Raw genomic sequence first — 23,416 nt, forward strand, 5'->3', positions numbered from 1 at the left:
GGCGGAGGCGGGGACGGGGCGTCGGACGACGGGGGCTGGGTCATGGCATTCCTTCCGGAGCCATGGTCCCGCGCGGCGGCCGGAGCTGCCATCCGGCTGCGGCGGGTCTGTGGTTGACGGCCCGGCGGCTGCCCCGCCCGGTCGGCACCGGGCTGCGCCTCGCCCACCTTGCCGACCCGCGGGCCCTGCGGGTCGTCCCGGCCTCAGTGGCCGGCCGCGGCATCGCTCAGGCGGTCGGCCTCGTCGCCGTCAACAGGGTGCTCGGGCACGGCCTCGCAAACGGCAGTACCACGAGCGCCTCACCGGGGCCGTCCCCGCGCCGGCGGCCGTCGCCGCCACGGCGTTCGCCGGCTCCCTCAAGGGCTCGACCTCCACCGCGGCCACCGGGGCACTGGAGCCGAAGGTGCAGCGGGTCGCGACCGAGGAGTACCTGGGCGTGGTGCACCTCAGCTCTTCGACCGCGTCGCCCTGATGTCCCAGAACTTCCAGCACTGGCCGTTCACCTTCCGCGGGGACGTCGGCATCGGCCGCCCGGAGCCGCCCATCGTCGACGAAGCGGTCAAGGACGCGGCGGCCTTTTCGGGCGCCGACCAGATCCTGAACGACCCCCTCGGCCTCGGCACCCTCCTCGCCGCGGCTACCGCGGCGGCCACCAGGTCTCCGGCGGCCAGTGACAGCGCATCGGTATTCCGCGCGAGGTACCGGCGGGCGGAGATCCTGATCGTGGACGAACGGACCAGCGCCGTGGACGCGGTCGCGGAACAGCGCGTCTTCGACCGGATCAGGTCCCTGGCGGCCACGACCGGCCAGACGATCTTCCTGATCACCCACCGCCTGCGGGAGGTACGCCACGCCGACCTGATCCACGTCCTGAAGGACGGCCGCGTGGCCGAATCGGGCACCTTCACGGAGCTCATGGACGACAAGGCCGCCACCGGAGACTTCCGCAACATCCAGGCCGCCGCCTTCGATGGCACGTGCCACCCCAAGCCACCAGCCAAAACGTCGGATAGCGGCCGACGATCAAGGTCGAGGGCGGCGGAAGGCCGAGGCGCCATACTCAACCTCCGCGCCGGGTAGTCATGCTGCGATAGGCCTCGCCTATAAGTGTTCCGCTTACTACAGCGTCGACTAAGACCCGATCACCGAACCTGGCGCAACTCTCCGCAAGGTGAGCCAGGTTACCGAGCCGCTCTGGGGATGCGCGGCTTCCGGCGCCCCAGAGCGGCAACACCTCAACTCGGACTTGCCCACTGAACGGGGGAAAGAAAATCACCCGCATCACATACGGTCGCGTAGCGCCGGTCGCCGTGTCTCTCGGAACAGGCTTGGCACTCGGCCTGGTGGGACCCCTTGCCGAAAAATGGGACTACTCTGTTTGCGCCGCCCTGAGTATCGTCTTTTCCAGCGGCTGGCCGTGGGCTTGCTACGCACTACTGGTGGGCTATTTCCGTCGGCGCAAAACGGAGTCGGCACTGCTGGCCTCCGTCGGACTGGCCATCGGCGTGGTCGCATACTACCTCTTCAAGGACATTTACCCCACCATTCCGGCCGGAACGACACTCGCCACTTCCATTCCAGCCGGGATGGAGGTGGAATCCTCCGGACCCGAGGGGCAGATGTTCGTTTGGGGAACAGCCGCCTTCGTTTTCGGAGCACCCTTGGGACTCATCGGGAACGTCGCACGAACTCCCGGTGTGGGCGGCCTTCTGTTCCGCCTGCTCGCGCCGCTCATCGCCTTCTTCGAGGCGAATCAACGATTGCACGTAGAGTCGGAATCGCAGGGTCCCCTTTTCGCCTGGACCTGGAACACAACTCGTGTCGCCGCATGCGTCGCCGCCCTGGCTCTCGTGGGACACACGGTGTGGCGCCGGCGCGTTCGGCGCAGCCGAGCTTCCGGGCAGACGGAAGCTGCGGCGCCTGCCCAACGCCCGTGACTCCTGGTCCGCCCTGACGGCGGAGCCCCGACAGCGCAGACAGCCCCGCCTGCACTGAGGGCAGGGCCCAATTCACCCGGAGAACGCTTACGTGACCGCCGCACCCTCCCCCGCCTTCAAGGCCAGCGCCGACTTCACCTGCTACGGATCCGATCGTCGCGGTGACCGACGAAGGCTCCCTGTCACATCGTCAAGGACCCACTGATGAGCGGCCAAGCCCGGTACACGGTGCCGGTCGACGTCCACCTGATCCTGCGCCGCGCAGGCGACGAGGGTACGGAGGTCCTGCTGTCGCGGCGGGCCGGCCCGGTGTACGCGACCGGCATGTGGCACCTCCCGTCCGGCCACCTCGACCCGGGCGAGGACATGACGCAGGCGGTGATCCGGGAGGCCCGGGAGGAGACCGGCGTCCTGATCTCGCCGGAGGATGTCGCCTCGGCGGTGACCGTCCACCACCGCCCGCCCTCGGGCGGGTCCCGCATCGGCGTCTTCTTCGAGGTGCGGCGCTGGGAGGGAGAGCCGTCCGTACGCGAGCCGCACCGCTGCGACGGCATGGACTGGTACCCGCTGGACGCGCTGCCCGCCCCGATGGTCGCGTACTGCCGGGCCGGACTGGACGCCTACCGCGCGGGGCTGCCCGCCGCCGTGCACTTCCAGCGGCCGGACGACGCCGTCGAGCACACACCGGCCGGACCCGACCGCACCCGCCTGGTACCGGGCCCGCCGAGCGGGGCGCACGAACTGCCGGACTCCCTCCGCAGGTTCGCCGAGAAGGCGGTGGGCCGGATCGGGAAGGCGGCGGAGGTGTCATGGATCCGCACCGGGAGCCGTGTGTGGCGGCTGACCGGCCGCGACGGCGGGACCTGGTTCCTGAAGCGGCACCGCGGGCCGAAGTTCCACGACCGGGAGGTGGCCGCGTACCGGACGTGGGTGCCGGCGCTCGGCCCGAGCGCCCCCCGCCTCGTCGCCGCGGACACCGCGGCGCAGGCCGTGGTGGTCACCGCGCTGACGGGACGTCCCCTCCACGGCAGGGCCCTCGCCCCGGCCGACGAAGCCCGCGTCCAGCACGCCCTGGGCCGCCTCGCGCGCACCCTGCACACGTCGGCCCCCGCGCAGCCGGCCGCGGCCGGGACTCCCGCGGACAAGCTGCACCGCCACCTGCAGGCGGCCCGCCCGCACCTCGGCGCCGGCGACGGGGAGCTGGTCCTGGAACTTGCCCGGAGGTACGCGGACCTGCCGCGGCCCTCCCTCGTACCCACGCACGGGGACCTCCAGTACCGCAACGTCCTGCTCACCGACGCCGGCGAGCCGCGGCTGTTCGACTTCGAGCGGGCGGAGTACGCTCCGGCCACCCGGGACATGGTGCGGCTGAGCGACACCTGGACCGGCCGCCCGGACCTCCGCGCCGCGTTCCTCGGCGGGTACGGCCGCCCGCTCACCGAGGCGGAGGAGCTCCGCCTCGCGTGCGAGTCCGCTTTCGACGCCGTCTCGGGCATCGCCTACGGCACGAGCCACGCCGACCCGGAGGTCACGGAACGTGCCCGCCGCACCCTGCACCACCTGCGCACCATCCGACTCCCGTAACCCGTACTCGTCCGTCCCCCGCACAGAACGGGCCTCCCATGACCGCACCGAGCATCCTCGCGCTCTACGCGCACCCCGACGACGAGTCCCTCGTCGCCGGAGGAGTCCTCGCACGCCACGCAGCCGCAGGCGCACGCACCGCCGTCGTCACGGCCACCTGGTCCCCGGACAGCCACCGCGCCGCCGAACTCGCCACCGCCCTGGGCATCCTCGGCGCAGGCGAGCCGCGCATGCTCGGCTACGCCGACTTCCGGGTCCCCGACTCCGCGCCGGGGCAGCCCCGGTTCCGCGACGCCCCGCTGGAGGAGTCCGTGGGGCGCGTCGTCTCCCACATCCGGGCCTTCCGCCCGGACATCGTCGTCACCCACGACGCGTACGGGTCCTCCGGGCACCCCGACCACCGGCACACCCACCGCGTCGCCCTGCTGGCCGTGCACGCAGCCGGCCTCGACGGCCTCCACCCCCTGGCCGGGCCGCCGTGGCAGCCCGGCGCCCTGTACTTCACGGCGCATCCGCGGCGGGCGAGCCGCGCCCTGTCCGACCTGCTGTCCGGTGCGGGCAAGCACCTGCACACCGTGCCCGACGACCGCGCAACGGCCCGGGTGGACGTCCGGCCCTGGCTCGACCGGAAGTGGGCCGCGATCCGCGCACACCGCTCCGAAACGGCCCGCGGCCACTCCCTGCCCGCCCTGCTCAGCGGCCTCCCGCCCCGGGACCGCGAGGCGATTCTGGGCACCGAGTGGTTCATCCGCCACACCCCGGGTCCGCACCCGGGGGGCTTCCGCGAACTCGCCCCGTAGCGCTCTGGCCGCCGCCGGCGGCGGCGCGGTCGGCCGGCGGCCGTCCTACTGCCTGTGCCCGCCGGCGAAGTGGGCAGCGGCCGCGGATGCGGTCAGGAGCAGCGCGGAGAGGGCCGTCATGGCCCCCGCGGGCACGAGAAGGGGGACGGCGTCGGGGGTGGTCGCCATGAGGGTGAACAGACGGTTGACCGGGGGGAGGCCCTTCGTGAAGAGGGCGCCCGACAGCAGCGCCACGGCGGCGATCACAGCGTAGCCCTGGCGCGTGAAGACCTGGCGCGAGCAGAAGACGCCGATGGCGGTGCCCGTGAGGGCACAGGCGAGTTGGGCCTCGGTGCCCAGGAGGAGGTCGGCTGCGGTGACCGCGTGGTCGCCCAGCCACAGGGGCAAGAGCAGCCCGACGGCCATCAGGGCGAGACAGCTCAGCAGGACCGTGCCGATCGCCGCGAGCAGGACCCTGAGCGGCCGGCCGCCCGCGGTGACGATGGTGATCGCCCGCTGCGGCGGCTCGTCCAGGCTCGTCACGGCGACGGCCAGCCAGGTCGAGCAGACGAACATCGCGCCGGCGGAGGATGCGTAGGCGGCGGGCAGCGGGCCGGTGCCGTTGACGGTCAGGACCCCCATGAGGCCCGTGAACAGGAGGAGTGGGGCAACGTAGCGCTGCGTGTGCAGCACAGTGGCGAAGGTGTAGCGGATGAGCGCGATCACCGCGCGCCTCCGCCCGCCGCGGCGTTCGGTGCCCCCGTGACACGCTCGACGGACCATCCGTGTCGGAGCGCGGTGAGCAACAGGGCGTCGGCTGACTCGCGCGCCACGCGCAGCCTGACCGCCGCGGCCTCCCGGTCCACCGTCTGCACGCCGCCCAACTCCTCCCAGGCCAGGTCGTGCGGTGCGCGCCCCCCGCCGGGTGGGGTCAGTACGACGTCCGACGCGGGTGCCCACCCGGAGTCCGGCCCACGCAACGACACACGGCCGCCGCTGACCGCGTAGGTCCGGGTGGCGCGGGCCCGGGTGACCGATTCGCGGTGGTCGGTGAACACGACGGATCCGCCGGACGCCGCGACCTCGGCCATGATCTCGGCGAGCACGCCGTGCGCGTCCGCGTCCAGTCCCGACCACGGCTCGTCCAGGACCATCAGCCCGGGCTCCACCAGGAGCGCCTGGGCCAGGGCGACCTTCTGCGCGTTGCCCTTCGACAGGCTCCGCAGCGGGGCGTGACTGCCGCCGACCAGGGCGAGTCGGTCGAGCAGCCGGCCGGCCCGGGCCGCTGCAACGGACGCGGTCAGGCCGCGGATGCGGCCCATGTGCGTCAGGTACGCCGCCGCCGACATGCGGTCGTTCGGGGAGAACCGGTCCGGGACGTACCCGACGACGGGCGGCCGGGCGGCCACGGTGCCGCGGGTGGGCCGGGAGAGGCCGGCCGCGATCCGCAGGAGCGTCGACTTCCCCGACCCGTTGCCTCCGACGACGGCCACGACCTCACCGGGCGGGGCCTCCACGTCCACGTCCCGCAGGATCCATGCGCCGCGGCCGTACCGCTTGCTCACCGACTCCAGTCGCAGCACTGCGTTCCCCCGCCCCGTACGACACCACCCACATCCTGCATTCAACTGGATGCCGGCTCCTCGCGGCCATGCGCCCGCCGCGGGCGGGCGGGAGTGCCGGCCACAGGGTGGGGGCAGCCCCGCGGGCCTCAGGTTTCACGGACGGCCGTCACGAGCCAGGTGGCCGATCCGTAGAAGACTCCGTCCGGCTGCTCGTGCCGGGTCAGGGACTGCTGCAAGCCGTGCAGGGCAGCGGTCCGGCCCTCTTCGCCGAGTCCTTCGAGCATCCAGCCCAGCAAGCCGCTCACGAAGCGGTGCGCGGCACGGGCGTCCGCCCCGAACCACATCGGGGCGCTCTGCTCCCGCAGGACGACCCCCGTGAAGCCGGCGTCGGCCAGTACGGCACGGATACGGCCGGGATCCGCCAGGGCGAACGGCCCCGGCGCTCCCGGCGGAGGCATCGGCATGGGGCGCCCCCCGGCCATGGCGTCCCGGAAGGCGCTGAACCACTCGTTGCGGGCCGCTTCCTGCCAGACGAGCTGCACGAAGCGTCCGCCGGGGCGGAGCGCCGCGGCGATGTTGCGGAACGCGGCGGCCGCGTCGGCGAAGAACATCGTCCCGGTCCGGCTGATCGCCACGTCGAAGGCCTCCCGGGGCATGGGGTGGACCTGGACGTCCGCCTGCTCGAAGGAGACGTTGCGGAGTTCCTCGACGGCCGCGCGGCGCCGCGCCTCGCGCAGCATGGCGGCCGAGAGGTCCATCCCGACCGCTCTGCCGGCCACCGCTGCCCGCGCCGCGTCCCGTGTGGTCTGTCCCGTGCCGCAGCCGATGTCCAGCACCGCCTCCTCGCGTCCGATGCCCGCCGCGTCGAAGAAGGCGTCGTGGTAGGCGCGCAGCGCCCTGTCGAACACGTCGGCGTGTGCCGCCCAGTAGGCTCCCTCGTCGCCGTCCCACGCCCGGGCCTGGTCTGCGTTGGCCGGATCGGCCCTCATCACCTCGGGCATCCCGATCACCACCTGCGGCATATACTCCCAAAGGGACTATTCATTTCCGGCATACGCCTCAGAGGCCACCATGTCAACCGAGCCGACTCCCACCACCACCTCCTACGCGATCCTCGGCCTGCTCGCCGTCAGGCGCTGGAGCACGTACGAACTCGCACGGCAGATGGACCGGAGCCTGGGTCGGATCTGGCCCCGCGCGCAGAGCAAGATCTACGAGGAGCCCAAGAAGCTCGTCCGGCTCGGCCTGGCCGAGGCCGCCCGGGAGACGGTCGGCCGGCGGACGCGCACCGTGTACGGCATCACCCCCGCCGGCCGGCGGGCGCTGGCCGCCTGGCTGCGGACGCCCGGGAGCGGCCCGGTCGTGGAGTCCGAGCAGCTGCTCCAGGTCTTCTTCGCCGACTGCGGCACCCGGGCCGGCACCCTCGCCACCCTTCGGGCCGCCCGCGCGTGGGCCGAGGAGCGCAACGCGGACAACCTCGCCGCCGTCGAGGCGTACAGGGCGGGAACGGGGCCGTTTCCCGAGCGGACCGCCCAGACCATGCTCGTCGGCGGCTTCCTCACCGAGTACTACCGCCTCGTCGCCTCCTGGGCCGACTGGGCCGCCGGCATCGCGGAGCGTTGGCCCGAAGACCCGCGCGCCGCCGAGGCTCCCCCCGCGGAGCTGGACCGGATCGAGCGTCGGGCACGCTGGCCGGAGCGGTTCGGCAGCCCGTGACCATGCCGCGGCCGCGGCGTCCGTCCCAGCGGGTGCGTGCCGGCGCCGCGTGCACGAGCGTGGAGAAGGCGGTCCGTGCCGGACCACCGCCGATCGCAGCACCCGACGGAGCGAGGAGAACGGCATGGCGAAGGACGGCCTGCGCAAGGGCGACGACGTCTCGTGGAACAGCCACGGCCGGAAGGTGACGGGGAAGGTCCGGAATAAGATCACCGGCCGGACCCGGGCAGCCGGTCGGACCGTCGACGCCTCGGAGGAAGAGCCTCAGTACGAGGTGGAGAGCGACAAGTCCGGCCGGACCGCTGTGCACAAGCCGCAGGCACTGCACAGGAAGGGCAAGGCCTCCTGACGGGGTACGCCGGTGCGCGACGGCGGCGAGTGCTTTGTACGCCGGGTCCGCGGCCCGCCCCCGTGGGCCACTCGGACCTCCGCCCTGGCCCACAGGGCCCCTGCGCATGCAGTCCTCCGGTGCTCAGATGGAAGAGGGTCCGACCCGACCTGCACGCACCCCAGGGCGGCGGCAGGGCCCATGACCGCACACGGAGAAGGAGCCGGTCATGCCCGCATCTCGCTACACGGTCAGTGACGTCATGACGCACACCGCCATCGCCATCGGCCGCGAGGCGTCCTACAAGGAGATCGCCGAACTGATGCACCAGTGGAAGGTGAGCGCAGTCCCTGTCGTGGAGGGCGAGGGCCGCGTCGTCGGCGTCGTCTCCGAGGCGGATCTGCTGCCCAAGGAGGAGTTCCGCCTCGAGGACCCCCGCCTTCCGGACCAGCTGGAGGAAGCCTCCAAGGCCGGAGGCGTGCTCGCCGAGGACCTGATGTCGAGCCCGGCGGTCACCGTCCACCCGGACGCCACCACGGCCGAGGCTGCCCGCATCATGGCCCGCAGGCACGTCAAGCGCCTGCCCGTGGTGAACGCGGTCGGCATGCTCGAAGGTGTCGTCAGCCGCAGCGACCTGCTGAAGGTCTTCCTGCGCCCGGACGCGGAGCTGGAGGAGGAGATCCGCCAGGCCGTGCTCGCCGAACTCGCCCCGGACGTGCCCCTGGACTTCTCCGTGCAGGAAGGTGTCGTCACCCTTCGCGGACCCCTGCGCGACCGCGCCCTGGTTCCCCTCCTGGCCCGGGCCATCCGGGCGGTCGAGGGGGTCGTCGACGTCCGGATGGACGTCGACGGGGGCATCTCGCCCGGCGCACAGGCCGGTGCATAGGCCGGCGTACAGGCCGGCGTACAGGCCGGCGTACAGGCCGGCGTATAGGCCGGCGGGGGCGCCGTCCGGCCGCGGGGCCGCGGGCTCGAACGCCCCGCGCCTGGGATGCGCATTGCCGCCCTCCTGAGAGAATTCAGGCGAAGCGTGCACAGCGTGTCCCGGATCAGGCGGCGAACATGTCCGATGTACCGGGCGCCTCCGTCGAGGCGCCGATCAAGGTGTTCCTCCTCGACGACCACGAGGTGGTCCGCCGGGGAGTGCGCGACCTCCTCGACGCCGAGCCCGACATCACCGTCGTGGGCGAGGCGGGCACGGCCGAGCAGGCGCTGGCCCGCGGACCGGCGCTGCGCCCCGACGTCGCCGTCCTCGACGTACGGCTGCCCGACGGCGACGGCATCACCGTCTGCCGGGAGCTGCGGTCGCGGATGCCGGGCCTGGCCTGCCTGATGCTGACCTCGTTCGACGACGAGGAGGCCCTGCTGGACGCCATCATGGCGGGGGCCGCAGGGTACGTACTCAAACAGATCAAGGGCTCCGACCTCGTCTCCGCCGTACGGATGGTCGCCACCGGCCAGTCCATGCTCGACCCGGCCACCACCGCCCGCCTGATGCACTCGCTGCGCGACCCGGAGCCCGCCGGGCACCCGGAGGACGCCCGGCTGACCACGCTCTCCGAGCGGGAAAGGGCAGTCCTGGAACTGATCGGCGACGGCCTGACCAACCGCCAGATCGCCAAGCGGCTCTACCTTTCGGAGAAGACCGTGAAGAACCACATCTCGCGGCTGCTGGGCAAGCTGGGTGTGGAACGGCGGGTCCAGGCGGCGGTGATCGCCGCGCAGGTCCACGACCAGGAGGACCAGGGGTACCAAGGGCACCAGCGCGGCGCCTCGCCGAGAGGCTGAGCGCACCCCGGGTCGCACGCGGCGGGACCGGTCAGTCCCGCGCGGGGGCCGCTCGGCCCTACTCGCCGCGGGCCCGCGCCGTCAGGCTGGGAGGTGCGGAATCCAGCGGCCGGGAGGCGCGGCGTCGGATCCCGCCCCGGCCGGAAGGAGTTCGCCGTGAAGCACAGGGAAGTGGGCGGGCTGATGACCCGCGCGGTCGTCACGGTCCCCCGGAACGCCACGTTCAAGGACATCGTGCGGACACTCGGCGAACACAGGGTGTCCGCCGTGGCGGTCGTCGATCCCGCCGGCCATCCGCTCGGCGTGATCTCCGAGGGCGATCTGCTGCCGAAGTCCGCCGACCAGGGTGACTGGTTCCGCTCCGTGCCGCGTCCCGAACCGTGGGAGAGCGAGAAGGCCGCCGGCACGACCGCGGAGGAGCTGATGTCCGCGCCGGCCGTCTGCGCACGGCCGGACTGGACGGTGGCCGAGGCTGCCCGGCTCATGGAGAGCCAGCGGGTCAAGCGGCTGCTGGTGGTGGACGAGGCCGACGTCCTCCGCGGGATCGTCACCCGTGGCGACCTGCTGCGGGTCTTCCTGCGCGACGACGACGCCATCCGCCGGGAGATCGCCGGAGACGTCCTCGACCGGACCCTGCACCTGGATCCGGCTGCCGTGTCCGTCGACGTGGTGGACGGGCGGGTGACCCTGCACGGGGTGGTGCGGTTCCGGAGCCTGCTTCCCGTCGTCGAGCGGCTGTGCCGCTCCGTCGACGGCGTCGTCCGGGTCACCGGGCGGCTCACCTGGGAGACGGACGACACCGGCGCGGGCCGCTGAGCCGCCGGGCACGGCGGCCCTCCGCCTGCGGTGGTGCGGCCGGACCGGCAGGAAGGAGCCGAAGGATGGACGTGTCCGCATGCATGTCCGCGCCCGCGGTGTCCGTCGGCACCGCGACGACCATCCGTGAGGCGGCGCGGCAGATGGACGTCCACGGCGTCGGCTGCCTGATCGTGACGGAGGGCAGAGCGCTGCGCGGCATCGTCACCGACCGCGACATCGCGGTGCGCGCAGTGGCGGCAGGCCTCGGCTGCGACGATCCGGTCGGGGAGGTCATGACCGCCCCCGTGGTGACCGTCGATGTCGCCGACGACATCCACGCCGCCTACCGGACCTTCCGCAGCAGGGGCGTTCGGCGCCTTCCCGTCGTCGACGGACAGCGCGTCGTGGGCATGGTGACGGTGGACGACCTGCTGATGGACGTCTTCCGGAGGGTGGCGGACCTGCTCGGCCCGGTTGCCTGGAGCGTCCTCGACGAGCCTCCGGGCCCCCGGGACGAAATCGGTCCGCGTGCACCAGGGGACGGAAAGAGCCCGCCCGCTTCTCGCGGATCCTGATGGTGCGGTGCACGGCCGTCAGCCGCTTCTCCGCATCCTCACAGGACTCCTTCCGTCACCTTCATCACACCACGGTCGGCAGTGGCCCGCCAGGGCCGATGGGTCCCCTTCCGGCCCCGGACAGCCCTCGCGCTCCACGGGGCCGTGGGTCACGGTGGTAGGGAGCACACGGTCTCCTCCCGATGGAGCAGGCATGAGCGACCGGCAGACCGCTGACGGGGGCCGCTTCGACGCGTTCCGTGCACTGTCCTCGCGGCGCGGAGCGCCGGGAGACCGGTTGCTGGACGAGCTGGCACGGGCGCGGCTCGCGAACCCCGCCGACAGCGCGACCTGGTCTCCCGCCGTCGCCTCCGGCCTGGGCTTGCCCGCCGCCGCGGCCCTCGGTTCCGCGACGTTCTACGCCGACCTGGCCGCCCCGCACGGCCGTCGGCACGTCCGCGCGTGCACCGGGGCGGCGTGCTTCGCCGCGACGGCGGGGCGCCCGCTCGACGCAGTGGAGCGGGCCCTGGGCGTCCGGGCGGGAGACGTCTCCGCCGACGGGGCGGTGTCCCTCCAGGCCGTGCGCTGCCTCGGCCACTGCTACGCAGCTCCTGCCGCGCTCGACGGCGTCCTGGCCTGCACGGGCCCCGGAGCGGCCGATCAGGTCACGGGACGGACCCCCCGCGCGGCGCCTCCCATCCCGAGCGTCGACACCACCGGCGACCCGGTACTGCTGTGCGCCGGTGATGCGGCGGAGGATCCGTGGGAGGTGTGGCGGCGGACCACCACCGCGTCGACCCCCGCGGCGGTCCGCGAGCAGGTGGCGGTGTCGGGCCTTCGGGGGCGCGGCGGGGCCGGGTACGGCGTGGCCGCGAAATGGCAGGCGGTCCGCCGCTCGGCCGGGACGGTGGTCGTGGCCAACGGCGACGAGGGGGATCCCGGCTCTTACGCCGACCGGCTCCTGATGGAAGGCCACCCGCAGCGCGTCCTGGCCGGCCTGGCACTGGCCTGCTTCGCCTGCGGGGCCGGCAGGGGGCGGGTGCTGGTCCGTTCCGAGTACCCCGCGGCGCTGGCAGTGTTGCGCGCGGCATGCGAAAGGGCCTACGCGGAGGGGCACTTCGGACCTGACGTACACGGCACGGGCCGGGCGCTGGAGGTCGAGGTGTGTGCCGGGCACGGTTCGTACGTCGCCGGTGAGGAGACCGCGCTGATCGCGAGTCTCGAAGGCGGGCGCGGCTGTGCTCGGGCGCGGCCGCCGTACCCCACCGAGCGGGGCCTGTGGGACGCTCCGACGGTGGTCGGCAACGTGGAGACGCTGGCCGCGCTGCCCTGGATCGTGAGCCGGGGCGGCGCCGCCCACGCCCGGCGCGGCACGGCCTCCGAACCCGGCACCAAGCTCGTCAGTCTCTCGGAGCGGTTCGCGCGGCCGGGCGTGTACGAGGTCGAACTCGGCACCTCTGTGGAGCACCTCGTGACGGGGCTCGGCGGCGGGCTGAAGGGCGGGGCCCGGCTCGCCGTCCTCCAGGTCGGGGGCCCGCTCGGCGGCTTCCTGCCGGCGGACGGCCTCGACGTGGCGCTGGCCGACGCGGACCTTGCCGCCCGGGGCGCCGCTCTCGGCCACGGCGGCCTCGTCGCCTTCGACGACTCCCTCGAACCGGCCGACGTCCTGCGTCACCTGTGGCAGTTCGCGGCTGCCGAGAGCTGCGGAGCCTGCTCGCCGTGCCGCGTCGGCAGCCGCCGGGGGTTGGAGCTGGCGGCGGCGGGGGACGATCCCGGGCCGGAGTGGGCGCGGCTCTCGCGCGTCTTGGAGGAGGCGAGTCTGTGCGCGTTCGGGCGGCGCCTGCCGGCGGCCGTGCGCAGTCTCGTCCGGGCCTACGGGCAGCGCCTTCCGACCGGGTGGGCGACATGACCGAGGGGACGGCGCGGGTCACGCTCGAAGTCGACGGCCGAGCCGTCGAGGTGCCCGGGGGCGCGTCGCTGCTGGATGCCGCCACGGCCGCGGGGGTGGAGCTGCCCGCGCTCTGCTCCGACACCCGGCTGGGCCCGGTGGGCTCGTGCCGCACGTGCCTGGTGCGGGCCGGAGGCCGGCTGGTCGCCGCCTGCGTGACGCCGGCGGCCGCGGGGGCACGGGTCTCGGCCGTCGCCGCCGATCTCGTGGAACTGCGGCGGGATGCCGTACGGACGATCGTCTCGGCGCTCCCGCCGTACGCACTCGGGCCGCAGATGCCGTCCGAACTGGCGCGGGTGTGCCGCACCTTGGGGATCGGCCCGGAGGACGCGCGCGGGGCCGGCGGGCGCGGCCGGGACGACTCGCACCCGTACGTCCGGCTCGACCGGGACCTGTGCATCGCCTGCGGACGGTGCGTCCGGATGTGCGCCGACGTCCAGGGGACCTTCGCGCTCACGCTGACCGGGCGGGGCGCAGACACAGCGGTGGCCCCCGGGACGGGCGGGCCGTGGGCGGAGTCCGACTGCGTGTCGTGCGGGGGCTGCGTCGACACGTGTCCGACCGGGGCGATCACGCAGCCGGGCGGGGGCAGCGGCCTCACGTCGGGCGAGTTGCTCCGGCAGGGCCCGGGTGACCCGGCGGCGCCGGCGGTCGTGCGTACGACCTGTGGATTCTGCGGGGTCGGCTGCGCGCTGGACGTCGCCGTCGGGGACGGGGCGGTCGCGGCCGTTCTCCCTGCCCTGGACGGACCCGTCAACCGGGGGCACGCGTGCGTGAAGGGCCGCTTCGCCCACGGCTTCGCGGTGTCTCCCGAGCGCCTGACCACTCCCCTGCTGCGGCAGGACGACGGCCGGCTGGAGCCGGTCGGCTGGGACACGGCCGCCGCGCACGTCGCGCGGCGGCTGGCCGACGCGATCACCGCCGGCGGCCCCGACTCGGTCGCCGCCATCTCCTCGGCCCGCGCCACCAACGAGGAGAACTACCTGTTCCAGAAGTTCATGCGGACCGTGGTCGGCACCAACAACATCGACAACTGCTCCCGCCTGTGCCACGCCCCCTCGGCTGCCGGCCTCGTCGCGTCCTTCGGCCTGTCGGGCGGCACCGACTCGTTCGACGACCTGGTCCGGGCCGACTGCCTGCTCGTCGTCGGCGCCAATCCGGTCGAAGCCCACCCCGTCGTCGGCGCCCGGCTGCTGCAACGCGCACTGCGCGGGGCTCGGCTCGTGGTCGCCGACCCCCGGAAGGTGGGCTTGGCCCGGCAGGCCGACGTCCATCTGCGCCCGCGGCCGGGGACCAACGTCGCGCTGTTCCACGGACTCGCCCGCGTCCTGCTCGCCGAAGACCTCGTGGACCACCGGTTCCTGCGGGAACGGGCGAGCGGCCTGGCCGAACTCGCCGAGCTGGTGGCGTCCTACACCCCCGAGCACGTCGCCCGCGTGACCGGCGTGCCCGCCGCGGACCTGATCGCCGCCGCCCGGCTGTACGGGCGGGCCGAACGCCCCGCCATCGTCTACGGGCTGGGCGTCACCGAGCACCTGCACGGCACCGACGGGGTCCGCACCCTGGCCAACCTCGCCATCCTGCGGGGCGCGGTGGGCACCGACGGCGGCTTCGGCGTGAACCCGCTGCGCGGCCAGAACAACGTGCAGGGCGCCTCCGACATGGGCGCCCTTCCCGACCTCCTGCCGGGCTACGGCAAGGTGACCGACCCGGCCGCCCGCTCGCGGGCCGAAGCGGTGTGGGGCCGGCCCGTCCCGGCACGCCCCGGCCTGCGGATCCCCGACATGTTCGCCGCCGCACGCGCGGGCCGGCTCCAGGCCCTCTGGGTCCTCGGGGAGGACGTCTGCGCCACCGACCCCGACACCGGGAACGTGGAGGAGGCCCTGACGGCCTGCCCGTTCGTCGTGTGCAGCGAGCTGTTCCCCTCCCGGACCGCCCGGCATGCCGACGTCGTCCTGCCGGCCGCCTCCTGGCTGGAGAAGGACGGCACCTTCGTGAACTTCGACCGCCGCTTCCAACGGGTCCGTCCCGCGATCAGCCCTCCCGGGCACGCGCGTTCCGACTTCGCCGCCCTCCATGCGGTCGCGTCGGCCATGGGACGAGGTCTGGACTGCCCGACGCCCTCAGCGGCGCTCGCCGAATGCGCCCGTACCGCACCGCTCTTCGCCGGCCTCTCGCACGAACGCCTCGACCGCGAGGGGGCCGTGGCCTGGCCGTGTCCGGACCCCGCCGGGCCCGGCACGCCGAAGCTGTACGGGGAACGGTTCGCCACCCCGGACGGGCTCGCCCACCTGGCCGCCGTGCCGTACCTGCCCCCCGGAGAGGCACCCGACGACGCGTACCCGTTCGTCCTGGTCACCGGGCGGCGCTGGGCCCACTACAACTCCGGGAGCATGACCCGCCGCAGCGGCAACCTCGGCCTGGCCCCAGCGGACCACCTGGATCTCCACCCCGACGACGCCGCCCGGCACGGCATCCGGGACGGCGGGGACGTCGTGGTGGAAAGCCGCCACGGCCGCGCCCGGCTCACCGCCCGCGTCACCTCGGAGATCGCACCGGGCCAGGTGTTCTGTGCCTTCCACTTCCCCGCGAGCGGGGTGAACCGGCTGACCTCCGGCCACGCCGACGGCGTCACGTCCTGCCCGGAGTACAAGGTCACCGCCGTCCGCGTCCTGGCCGTCGGGAAGCGGGCGGGAGGGCCCGGCGGAGCGTGACCGCGGGGGAGAGCGCGGGGAGCGCGGGCAGCCGGCCCGCGGCTCGGCGGGTCGGCTGCCCGGGACGGGCCGCGCTCAGGCGGCCGCGGTGAGTTCCGTGCTGATGTGGTGGGCCCAGTTCTGGATCCGCTCCGGGTTGCGGAAGTCGCCGCCCTTGCCGTGGCGGACCAGTGCCTTGGCGATGAGTCCCGGTGTGCTCGTGGTGAGGCTTCCTCCGAAGGTGACGTGCTCGCGGGCGCCCAGCCGCTCCATCTGCCGGGCCACCGCCTGCACCGGCGGGATCTCGTGCTGCTCCGCGGAGCTGTCGACGGGGCCGCTGCTGAACAGGAAGACCGGACGGTGCCTGAGGTACTGCTCGTTGCGTTCCGCGCAGTGCAGGGCCTTGGCGCTCCAGCGGCCCGCGTACAGGGCTCCGCCGAGGACGACGGCGTCGAAGCCGCGGACGTCGTCCACGTCGTCCGCGGGGAGGACCACGGCGTCCAGGCCGTCCTCGCGAAGCGTCCTGCCGATCTCCGCCGCGATTCCGGCGGTCGCACCGTGTTTCGTCCCGTAGGCGACCAGGACCCTCTTGGCGGTCATGGCTGCTCTCCCCTTTCCTCGGTCCGGGGGCGCTTGGCGGGGTTGCCGCGCCTCCGCTCCGTCCGCTTGCCCGACACGGGGTGCTCCCGGAATCGGCTCTTCACCCCTCCGCGGGCCGGTGGGCGTGGCTGCGCAGCACCGCCAGCCGCCGCTCGTACTCCTCGTCGTCGATCTCTCCCCTGGCGAACCGCTCCGCCAGGAGGTCCTCGACCTGCTTGCCGGCGGCCTCCGGGGCGGCGACCGCCCGCGCGTCCGTGCCGTCGCGCTTGAAGGCGCGCACCACGAGGACGGCACCCGCGATGATCAGCGCCCAGACGATCAGCGTCGTGAGCGACATCGCGAACCACCCCCAGGCGCCCATGCCATGGCCGTACCAGTACATCCCACACCTGCCAGGTCCACGGGGGACGGCGGCCGCGAACAGGCCGCCTGCTTCCAGCATCTCCGGATGCGCGGATGAGGCATGAGCCGGTCGGGCCCCGGAAAGGGGCCACAGGGCCCCTGTCCGGCTACCGCTCCCCGCGGCTGCCGCTGCCTGCGCTGCCTGCGGCAGGGTGCGCCGTCGTCTCGTGCAGGTGCCGGATGTGGGCGTCCGGGCCCGGGAAGAACACCGAGGTGCGGCCGGTGTCGGACCAGCGGACGTCGTACGGCGGGGTTCCGTCGGGGTGGTGGAGGGCGATCACCTCCCCGTCCCGGCCGGGCGTCCCGACGGTGGGGCCGCCCACGACGATCTGGTCTCCGACCTCGGCGCGGAAGCCGGGTCCGGGTTCGGGCGCGTACGTGTTCATGATCATGCCTTTCTGCGGAATGCGCCGCGCAGGAGCCGGGCGGCGAGGAAGGCCGCCAGGGCCGCGGCGCAGGCGAGCCGGACTCCGGCCCAGCCCACCGGCTCGGTCTCCAGCAGCGACTGCAGTACGGGGACGTGCAGGGCGGCCGTCGCCAGCGCGGCGGACCCGGCCACGGAGGCGGGGAGGAAGAGGTTCGCCCTGGTCAGCAGGCGTGCCCTGAGTCCGAGGGCCACGCCCAGCTGGGCGCCGAGCAGGGCCAGGAAGAGGACGCTCTGCCAGGGCAGGCCGAGGTCCCGGGCGGCGATGCCGGCGAGGAGGCTGACCGCCGTCACGGCGGCGGCCAGGACCAGGAGGCGCTGCCACACGCCGGCGGCGAGGATGTGCTGTCCCGGGGGGCGGGGCGGTCGGCGCATGGCCTGCGGCGAGACGGGCTCCGCCCCCATGGCCACGCCCGTGAGGCCGTGGGTGAGGAGGTTGATCCAGAGGATCTGCCCCGCGCGCAGCGGCAGGGGCAGTCCGAGCAGCGGGCCGATCAGCATCACGAGGATCTCGGCGGCCCCGCCGGCCATGGCGTAGACGAGGAAGCGGCGGATGTTGTCGTAGACCCGGCGGCCCTCCTCGACGGCCGCCACCACCGTGGCGAGCCGGTCGTCGGTGAGGACGAGGTCGGCCGCCTGCCGGGCCACTTCCGTCCCCCGGGCCCCCATGGCCACGCCGATGTCCGCCTGGCGCAGGGCGGGGCCGTCGTTGACGCCGTCCCCGGTCATGGCGGTGACGGCTCCGTCGGCCCGCCAGGCCCGGACGATGTCCAGCTTCTGCTGGGGGTCGGTACGGGCGAAGACCCGGACGGCGGTCAGGTCGGCGTCCCGGGAGGCGGCCAGCTCGGGGCCGGTGAGGACCCGCTCCTCGGAGCCGTCTTCGACGAGTCCGGTGCGGACCGCGATGGCGCGGGCGGTCGCCGGGTGGTCACCGGTGATCAGGACGGGGGTGATGCCGGCCGCCCGGCAGGCCGCCAGGGTGGCGGCGGCCTCCTCCTTGGGCGGGTCGCTGATCGCGATCAGGCCGAGCAGGCGCAGTCCCTGCTCGGCGCCGGCGGCGGGCAGGGGCTGCCACAGCCGCTCGGCGCCTGCCACGGCCAGGACGCGGAACCCCTGGGCGGCCAGGGCCGCGGCCTGTCGGCGGGCCCGTTCCAGGGCTTCGGGCGGCTCGGCGAGGACGGTGGGGGCGAGCACCGCCTCCGGTGCCCCCTTGAGGCAGACCAGCACGTTCCCGTCGGGCAGGTGGTGCAGGGTGGTCATGCGTTTGCGCATGCTGTCGAAGGGTGCCTCCGCGGTCCGCGGGCAGGCCAGGTGCAGCTCGGCCGGGTCCGGGCAGCCGGCCTTGGCAGCGGCCGCCAGCAGCGCGGCCTCCATGGGGTCGCCCACGGCCGTCCAGGCGTCCGGGGCTGCGGCCCCGGGCGGTTTGAGGCTCGCGTCGTTGCACAGGGCCGCCGTGGTGAGCAGTTCCCGGAAGCCGCGGAGCTGCTCGGGGCCGAGTGCGCGCCCCTCGCGAGTCAGCTCCCCGCGGGGGTCGTATCCGGTGCCGGAGACGTCGGCCGCCCCGGCGGGCGTCCACAGGTGCTGGACGACCATGCGGCCTTCGGTGAGGGTTCCGGTCTTGTCCGTGGCCAGCACGCTCACCGAGCCCAGGGTCTCGACGGCCGGCAGGCGCCGCACGAGGGCACCCCGGGCCGCCATCCGGCGGGCTCCGAGTGCGAGGGCGAGGGTGACCACGGCCGGAAGGGACTCGGGGACCGCGGCGACGGCCAGGCTGATGGCGGTGACGGCCATCGTGCTCGGGGCGAGCCCTCGCAGCAGGCCCAGGGCGAAGAACAGCACGCAGAGGGCGATGGTGGCGGCGGCGAGGACGCGCCCGAGGGAGGCGAGGCGCCGCTGGAGCGGGGTCGGCTCGTGGCCGCCGTCGAGCAGGGCGGCGATGCGGCCGAGGGCGCTCGCCGCGCCGGTGGCGGTCGCGGTGGCGGTGCCCCGGCCGCGTACGACGACCGTTCCGGCGGCCACCGTGCCGTCCGCCGCCTTGTCGACGGGCTCGGATTCGCCGGTGAGCATCGCTTCGTCCATCAGGAGCGCGGAGGCCTCGGTGAGGTCCGCGTCGGCGGCGACGATGTCGCCCTCGCCCAGCAGCAGGGTGTCGCCCGGGACCACGAGCGCCGCCGGAACCTCGCGGGCGGCTCCCTCTCGCAGCACGCGGGCGTGCGGGGCCGACAGGGCGGAGAGCGCGGCGACGGCCCGGTCCGCGCGGACTTCCTGGGCGACCCCCACGGTGGTGTTGACGGCGATCACCAGTCCGATGACGACGGCGTCCGGGTAGTCCCCGATCGCGATGGTCAGCAGGGCGGCACCGAGCAGCACCATGATCAGTGGATCGCGCAGTTGCGCCAGCACGCGCCGGTGGAGGGGTGTCGGCCGGGGAGGGGATACCTCGTTTCGGCCGTGGCGGGCCAGCCGGCGTTCGGCCTCGGCCTGCGTCAGTCCCTGCGGAGCGGGGACACGGGTGGCCGGCGCGTCGACAGCGCGGCTCGTCATGGGCGGCCTCATCCGGTCGGGACGGTGATCACGGGGCAGTGGGCCCGGTGCAGCAGGCCGTGGACGACGGAGCCGAGCCGCATGCCGGTGTAGCCGCCGCGCCCGCGACGGCCGACGACGACGGCCAGGGCGTGCTCGGCCGCGCGGGCCAGTTCCTCCACCGGGTGGCCTGTCGCCACCTCGTGGGTGACGTGCACGTCCGGATACTTCTGCGACAGTCCGGCGGTCGCCTCGGACAGCATGGTGCGCTGGGCCTGCCGGACGGCTTCCTCGTCGTAGCCCAGGATCAGCGGCGGCTGCCACACGTGGACGGCCCGCAGGGCCGCGCCCCGCAGGTCGGCCTCGTCGAAGGCGAACGCGAGCGCGGCCTGGGACAGCGCGCTGCCGTCGACGCCGGCGACGACGTACGGCGGCTGCCGGGTGGCGTGCTCCGCGTCGCCCACGACGACGACCGGGCAGGCGGCCTGCGCGGTCACCGGGAGCACGAGCGATCCGGCGCTGAACACCTCCGCGACCCGGCCGAGGTGCCGGGAGCCGAGTACGACCATGCGGGCCTGCCGGGCCATCCGGCCGATGACGGGGGCGGGGAAGCCGCCCCGCAGTTCACCGGCCACGGACAGCTCCGGGTGGCGTGCCCGGACCCAGTCCCCGGCCTGCTGGAGCCTTTCGGCGCCGGCCTGCCGCAGAGCGGTCTGCCCCGGGGTGTCGTCGACGTGCTGGGTGTCGTGCTGGGGCGGCACGGCGAGCACCAGGCGCAGCGGGAGGCCGCGCCGGTGGGCTTCGTCGGCAGCCCAGGCCAGGGAGAGGTGCCACTCGCGGGCCGGGTCGATGCCCACGAGGACGTCACGGGCGCCTTCCCGGTGGCCGGTCATGACCGGCCCCCGGCGCCGGTGGCCGCTCGGGGGATGAGGAGTACGGGGCAGTGGGCGTGGTGCAGTACGCCGTGCGTGGCCCTGCCCAGGTTGCGGCCGAGCCCGAGCCGGGTGGGTGCCCTGCGGCCGCCCATGACGAGCAGGTCGGCGTGGCGGGACGCCTCGACCAGTGCTCCGGCCACGGAGACGCCCTTCTCGGCGTCGCCCTCGACGGCCAGGTCGGGGAACTCCTTGTGGATGGTGTCCGTGAGGGCGTGCAGGGCTCCCGCGTGCTGTCCGGCGATCTCGCCGACGTCGTCGAGCATGGTCACCACGTCGCCGACGGACTGGAGCACGTTCCACACGTGCAGCAGCCGGAGCGAGGCCTTGCGCAGCTCGGCCTCCCGGGCGGCGTACCGGGCGCACACGAGGTCGTGCCCGTCGCGGACGGCGGCGAGGACGGTGCCGCGTTCCTCCGCCCCGTCGATGCCGCGGACCACGATGACGGGGTTCTCGGCGATCGCCGCGGTGCCCAGTCCGACGGAGCCGAGCATGAGGGCGTTGAAGCCCCCGAGGCCGCGGTGGCCCACGACGATCGTGCCGTGCAGCCCGCCGGCCCGGTGCAGGCTGGTGACGGCGTCCGTGCGGCTGAACTCGGTGGTCACGTGCAGACCGGGGTACTCGGCGCGCACGGCCTTCGCCGTGTCGTCGAGGAGTTCCCGGCCCGCGGCGCGGGCCTTCTCGATGGTCTCCGCCGACAGGTACAGGGCTTTGCCGTCGGTGTCGGCACCGTGGACGATGTGCAGGGGCCGGGCGCGGCGTACGGCTTCACCCGCGGCCCACAGAGCGGCGGCGCGCGCCTGCTCCGAGCCGTCCACGCCGACGATGACCGAGCTGGTGTCCGGGGTCCTGATGGTGCTTTCCACGGCTACTCCCAACCGAGAAGCGGACGGGGACACCACCAGGCTGACATCCGGGGCACCGCGGGAAGAGGGCCGCCCGGGACCGGTGCCGGGGCCGAATGGTCCCCACCGCCGGGGCCCGGCGCCGTGCCGCGTCCGCCGTGGTCCCTCCGGCCCCGGGACGGGACCGTTCGGCCCTCGATCGTCGGCGGGCACCGGTGGATGGTGAAGGGCAGACCCCGAGAGACGTCAGCCTCGCACGACCCGGCACACCAGGAGGGCCTCATGAAACACATCAAGGTGGCGGACCTGATGACCGACGAAGTCGTGACCGTGGCCCCGGACGCCGCCTTCAAGGACGTCGCGAAGCTCCTCGCCCAGCACGACATCTCCGGAGTCCCGGTGCTGGACGACGAGGACCGGGTGGTGGGTGTCGTCTCGCAGACCGACCTGCTGGCCGGCCGGGCCCCGGCCCCCGCCCTCGATCCGCGGAACGGTGTGCCGGCGCGGGCCCCCGTCGCCGGGGACGTCATGTCCGCGCCCGCGGTCACCATCCGCGCCGAGGAATCGGCGGCCGACGCCGCCCGGCTGATGACCCGTCGCGGTGTCGAGCGTCTTCCCGTGGTGGACGTGGAGGACCGGCTGGTCGGCATCGTCACCCGTCGTGACCTGCTCCGCACCTTCCTGCGGCCGGACTCCGAGATACGCCGGCGCGTCACCGAGGAGGTGCTCGCGGACGTCCTCGGCGTGCCGGCGGACGACGTCGACGTGCACGTGGTGGACGGGGTGGTCACGCTGGACGGGCGGGTCGAGCGGCGGAGCCAGCTGGACGCGCTGTGCAGCCTCGTCGAGGGAATCGACGGCGTCGTCGCCGTGGCGGCGCGGGTCACCGCCCGCACCGACGACACCGATTCCGCTCACACCGGCCACTCGCGCCACACGATGCAGTGGTGACGGCTCGGCGGACGGCACGAAGGAGTCACAGTCATGGGTGAGCGCGCGGCCGTCGGGCCGACGGCCCTCCCGAGAGCCGGGCAGCGGCACGCGGCCACCTTGCAGGCAGCGGAGTCCGCGGACAGCGCGGCTTCCCACCCGAGGAGGTAGATCATGCCGAACCGCATCACCGTGGGTCTGGACGGATCGGGCGCGGACCTCGCCGCGGCCGACTGGGCGGCGGACGAAGCCGAACTGCGCGGCGCCGACCTCGATCTCCTCCACGTGGAGGACTGGCCGGAGCACGCGCCCTTCGCCGTACCGCTCCCCGAAGCCCGCCGGGACTGGACCGAGCGGCTCCTGGCCGACACCCGGGAGCGCCTGGCACGGGAGCACCCCGCGCTGGCCATCGGCACCCGCCGGATCGACGGGCTCGCGGCGGCCGAAGCCCTCGCGTCCGCCGCGGCGGACGCGGACCTGCTGGTGCTCGGCTCGCGGCGGCTCGGCCCGATCGCCGGGTTCTTCGTGGGCTCCACGGGCTCGGACACCATCCCCAGGACCGAGACGCCCGTCGTCCTCGTCCGCGCGGCCGGGAGCCGCGGGGCTCCGGCCGCGGGCCGGGCGGGCGCCGAAGGGCCGGTGGTGCTCGGAGTGGACCTCCGCAGCAACTGCGACCGGCTGTTCGCCTTCGCCTGCGAGGAAGCCCACCGGCGCTCTTGTCCGCTCGTCGTCGTCCACGGCTGGTCGCCGCCGCCCATGTTCTCCTACGCCCCCGCCCTCGACCCCGGAGTCGAGGGGGAGATCGCCGACGGGCTGGAGGCCAGGCTCAGGGAACTGCTCGCTCCGTGGCGGCTGAAGTACCCGCGCCTCGCCGTGGACTCACGGGCCGTCATCGGCCAGCCCGCCGTACAGGTCCTGGAGGCCGCATCCGGTGCGGCGCTGGTCGTCGTCGGCCGGCGGATCCGCCGCTCGGCACTCGGCACCCACATCGGCCCCATCACCCACGCGGTGATGCACCACGCGACCGCTCCCGTCGCCGTCGTGGCGCACGACTGAGGACGGGTCCGCGT

At 74.2% G+C, this 23,416-nt stretch carries 23 protein-coding genes; 14 read left to right on the plus strand and 9 right to left on the minus strand.

Features of this window, described 5'->3' with window-relative positions:
* The first annotated feature begins 471 nt into the window (after positions 1 to 471).
* The 4 genes from EF903_RS05085 to EF903_RS05100 all read left to right on the plus strand — a co-directional run bounded on the left by EF903_RS05085 (position 472) and on the right by EF903_RS05100 (position 4,321).
* A complete protein-coding gene (locus EF903_RS05085) occupies positions 472 to 1,080 on the plus strand; it encodes a hypothetical protein (RefSeq protein ID WP_125541379.1) in 609 nt (202 codons plus the stop codon).
* A 248-nt stretch (positions 1,081 to 1,328) separates the two neighbouring features.
* A complete protein-coding gene (locus EF903_RS05090) occupies positions 1,329 to 1,937 on the plus strand; it encodes a hypothetical protein (RefSeq protein WP_125541380.1) in 609 nt (202 codons plus the stop codon).
* Positions 1,938 to 2,141: 204 nt separating this feature from the next.
* The gene (locus tag EF903_RS05095; protein WP_125541381.1) at positions 2,142 to 3,521 is read left to right on the plus strand and encodes an NUDIX domain-containing protein; all 1,380 of its coding nucleotides are present in this window, start codon (positions 2,142 to 2,144) and stop codon (positions 3,519 to 3,521) included.
* A gap of 38 nt (positions 3,522 to 3,559) precedes the next feature.
* Entirely contained in the window at positions 3,560 to 4,321 is a 762-nt protein-coding gene (locus EF903_RS05100; RefSeq protein ID WP_125541382.1) for a PIG-L deacetylase family protein, read from the plus strand.
* A 45-nt stretch (positions 4,322 to 4,366) separates the two neighbouring features.
* Here the strand turns inward: EF903_RS05100 and EF903_RS05105 are convergent, their stop codons facing one another.
* From EF903_RS05105 to EF903_RS05115, 3 genes are all read right to left on the minus strand, one after another.
* A complete protein-coding gene (locus EF903_RS05105; RefSeq protein WP_125541383.1) occupies positions 4,367 to 5,026 on the minus strand; it encodes a hypothetical protein in 660 nt (219 codons plus the stop codon).
* The gene (locus EF903_RS05110; protein WP_125541411.1) at positions 5,023 to 5,880 is read right to left on the minus strand and encodes an ATP-binding cassette domain-containing protein; all 858 of its coding nucleotides are present in this window, start codon (positions 5,878 to 5,880) and stop codon (positions 5,023 to 5,025) included. Before EF903_RS05110 ends, EF903_RS05105 begins: the two co-directional genes overlap by 4 nt.
* Positions 5,881 to 6,011: 131 nt before the next feature.
* On the minus strand, positions 6,012 to 6,866 hold the full coding sequence (locus tag EF903_RS05115) for a class I SAM-dependent methyltransferase (RefSeq protein ID WP_125541412.1): 855 nt from the start codon (positions 6,864 to 6,866) through the stop codon (positions 6,012 to 6,014).
* 70 nt (positions 6,867 to 6,936) lie between these two features.
* On the opposite strand from EF903_RS05115, the gene EF903_RS05120 reads away from it, so the two are divergent.
* The 8 genes from EF903_RS05120 to fdhF all read left to right on the plus strand — a co-directional run bounded on the left by EF903_RS05120 (position 6,937) and on the right by fdhF (position 15,711).
* Positions 6,937 to 7,581 (plus strand): PadR family transcriptional regulator, encoded by a 645-nt coding sequence (locus tag EF903_RS05120; protein ID WP_125541384.1) that lies wholly within the window; start codon positions 6,937 to 6,939, stop codon positions 7,579 to 7,581.
* A gap of 124 nt (positions 7,582 to 7,705) precedes the next feature.
* A complete protein-coding gene (locus EF903_RS05125) occupies positions 7,706 to 7,930 on the plus strand; it encodes a DUF2945 domain-containing protein (protein WP_125541385.1) in 225 nt (74 codons plus the stop codon).
* A gap of 208 nt (positions 7,931 to 8,138) precedes the next feature.
* Positions 8,139 to 8,795, plus strand: a complete 657-nt coding sequence (locus EF903_RS05130; RefSeq protein WP_125541386.1) for a CBS domain-containing protein — start codon at positions 8,139 to 8,141, stop codon at positions 8,793 to 8,795.
* A gap of 176 nt (positions 8,796 to 8,971) precedes the next feature.
* Positions 8,972 to 9,697 (plus strand): response regulator transcription factor, encoded by a 726-nt coding sequence (locus EF903_RS05135; protein WP_125541387.1) that lies wholly within the window; start codon positions 8,972 to 8,974, stop codon positions 9,695 to 9,697.
* Between the two features lie 156 nt (positions 9,698 to 9,853).
* On the plus strand, positions 9,854 to 10,513 hold the full coding sequence (locus tag EF903_RS05140) for a CBS domain-containing protein (RefSeq protein WP_125541388.1): 660 nt from the start codon (positions 9,854 to 9,856) through the stop codon (positions 10,511 to 10,513).
* 65 nt (positions 10,514 to 10,578) lie between these two features.
* Complete coding sequence (locus tag EF903_RS05145; RefSeq protein ID WP_125541389.1) at positions 10,579 to 11,070, plus strand: CBS domain-containing protein; 492 nt, start codon at positions 10,579 to 10,581, stop codon at positions 11,068 to 11,070.
* A 193-nt stretch (positions 11,071 to 11,263) separates the two neighbouring features.
* A complete protein-coding gene (locus EF903_RS05150) occupies positions 11,264 to 12,958 on the plus strand; it encodes an NAD(P)H-dependent oxidoreductase subunit E (protein WP_125541390.1) in 1,695 nt (564 codons plus the stop codon).
* On the plus strand, positions 12,955 to 15,711 hold the full coding sequence (gene fdhF, locus EF903_RS05155; protein WP_125541391.1) for a formate dehydrogenase subunit alpha: 2,757 nt from the start codon (positions 12,955 to 12,957) through the stop codon (positions 15,709 to 15,711). The genes EF903_RS05150 and fdhF overlap by 4 nt, the downstream gene beginning before the upstream one ends.
* 75 nt (positions 15,712 to 15,786) lie before the next feature.
* Here the strand turns inward: fdhF and EF903_RS05160 are convergent, their stop codons facing one another.
* From EF903_RS05160 to EF903_RS05185, 6 genes are all read right to left on the minus strand, one after another.
* Entirely contained in the window at positions 15,787 to 16,290 is a 504-nt protein-coding gene (locus tag EF903_RS05160; RefSeq protein WP_125541392.1) for a flavodoxin domain-containing protein, read from the minus strand.
* Positions 16,291 to 16,390: 100 nt separating this feature from the next.
* Positions 16,391 to 16,651, minus strand: a complete 261-nt coding sequence (locus tag EF903_RS05165; RefSeq protein WP_260614830.1) for an SHOCT domain-containing protein — start codon at positions 16,649 to 16,651, stop codon at positions 16,391 to 16,393.
* A gap of 148 nt (positions 16,652 to 16,799) precedes the next feature.
* Complete coding sequence (locus tag EF903_RS05170; protein WP_125541394.1) at positions 16,800 to 17,078, minus strand: DUF1918 domain-containing protein; 279 nt, start codon at positions 17,076 to 17,078, stop codon at positions 16,800 to 16,802.
* Between the two features lie 2 nt (positions 17,079 to 17,080).
* Entirely contained in the window at positions 17,081 to 19,660 is a 2,580-nt protein-coding gene (locus EF903_RS05175) for a cation-translocating P-type ATPase (RefSeq protein WP_125541395.1), read from the minus strand.
* 8 nt (positions 19,661 to 19,668) lie between these two features.
* Positions 19,669 to 20,532, minus strand: a complete 864-nt coding sequence (locus tag EF903_RS05180) for a universal stress protein (RefSeq protein WP_125541396.1) — start codon at positions 20,530 to 20,532, stop codon at positions 19,669 to 19,671.
* Positions 20,529 to 21,437, minus strand: coding sequence for a universal stress protein (locus EF903_RS05185; protein ID WP_125541397.1), 909 nt, complete (start codon positions 21,435 to 21,437; stop codon positions 20,529 to 20,531). The genes EF903_RS05180 and EF903_RS05185 overlap by 4 nt, the downstream gene beginning before the upstream one ends.
* 261 nt (positions 21,438 to 21,698) lie before the next feature.
* Here EF903_RS05185 and EF903_RS05190 point away from each other — a divergent pair, with 261 nt between their 5' ends.
* Both EF903_RS05190 and EF903_RS05195 read left to right on the plus strand, forming a co-directional pair.
* The gene (locus EF903_RS05190; protein ID WP_185902521.1) at positions 21,699 to 22,367 is read left to right on the plus strand and encodes a CBS domain-containing protein; all 669 of its coding nucleotides are present in this window, start codon (positions 21,699 to 21,701) and stop codon (positions 22,365 to 22,367) included.
* Between the two features lie 153 nt (positions 22,368 to 22,520).
* Entirely contained in the window at positions 22,521 to 23,402 is an 882-nt protein-coding gene (locus EF903_RS05195; protein ID WP_185902522.1) for a universal stress protein, read from the plus strand.
* Positions 23,403 to 23,416 lie beyond the last annotated feature (14 nt).

The sequence above is a fragment of the Streptomyces sp. WAC05292 genome, from assembly GCF_003949955.1.
In the GTDB taxonomy this organism is placed as follows: domain Bacteria; phylum Actinomycetota; class Actinomycetes; order Streptomycetales; family Streptomycetaceae; genus Streptomyces; species Streptomyces globosus.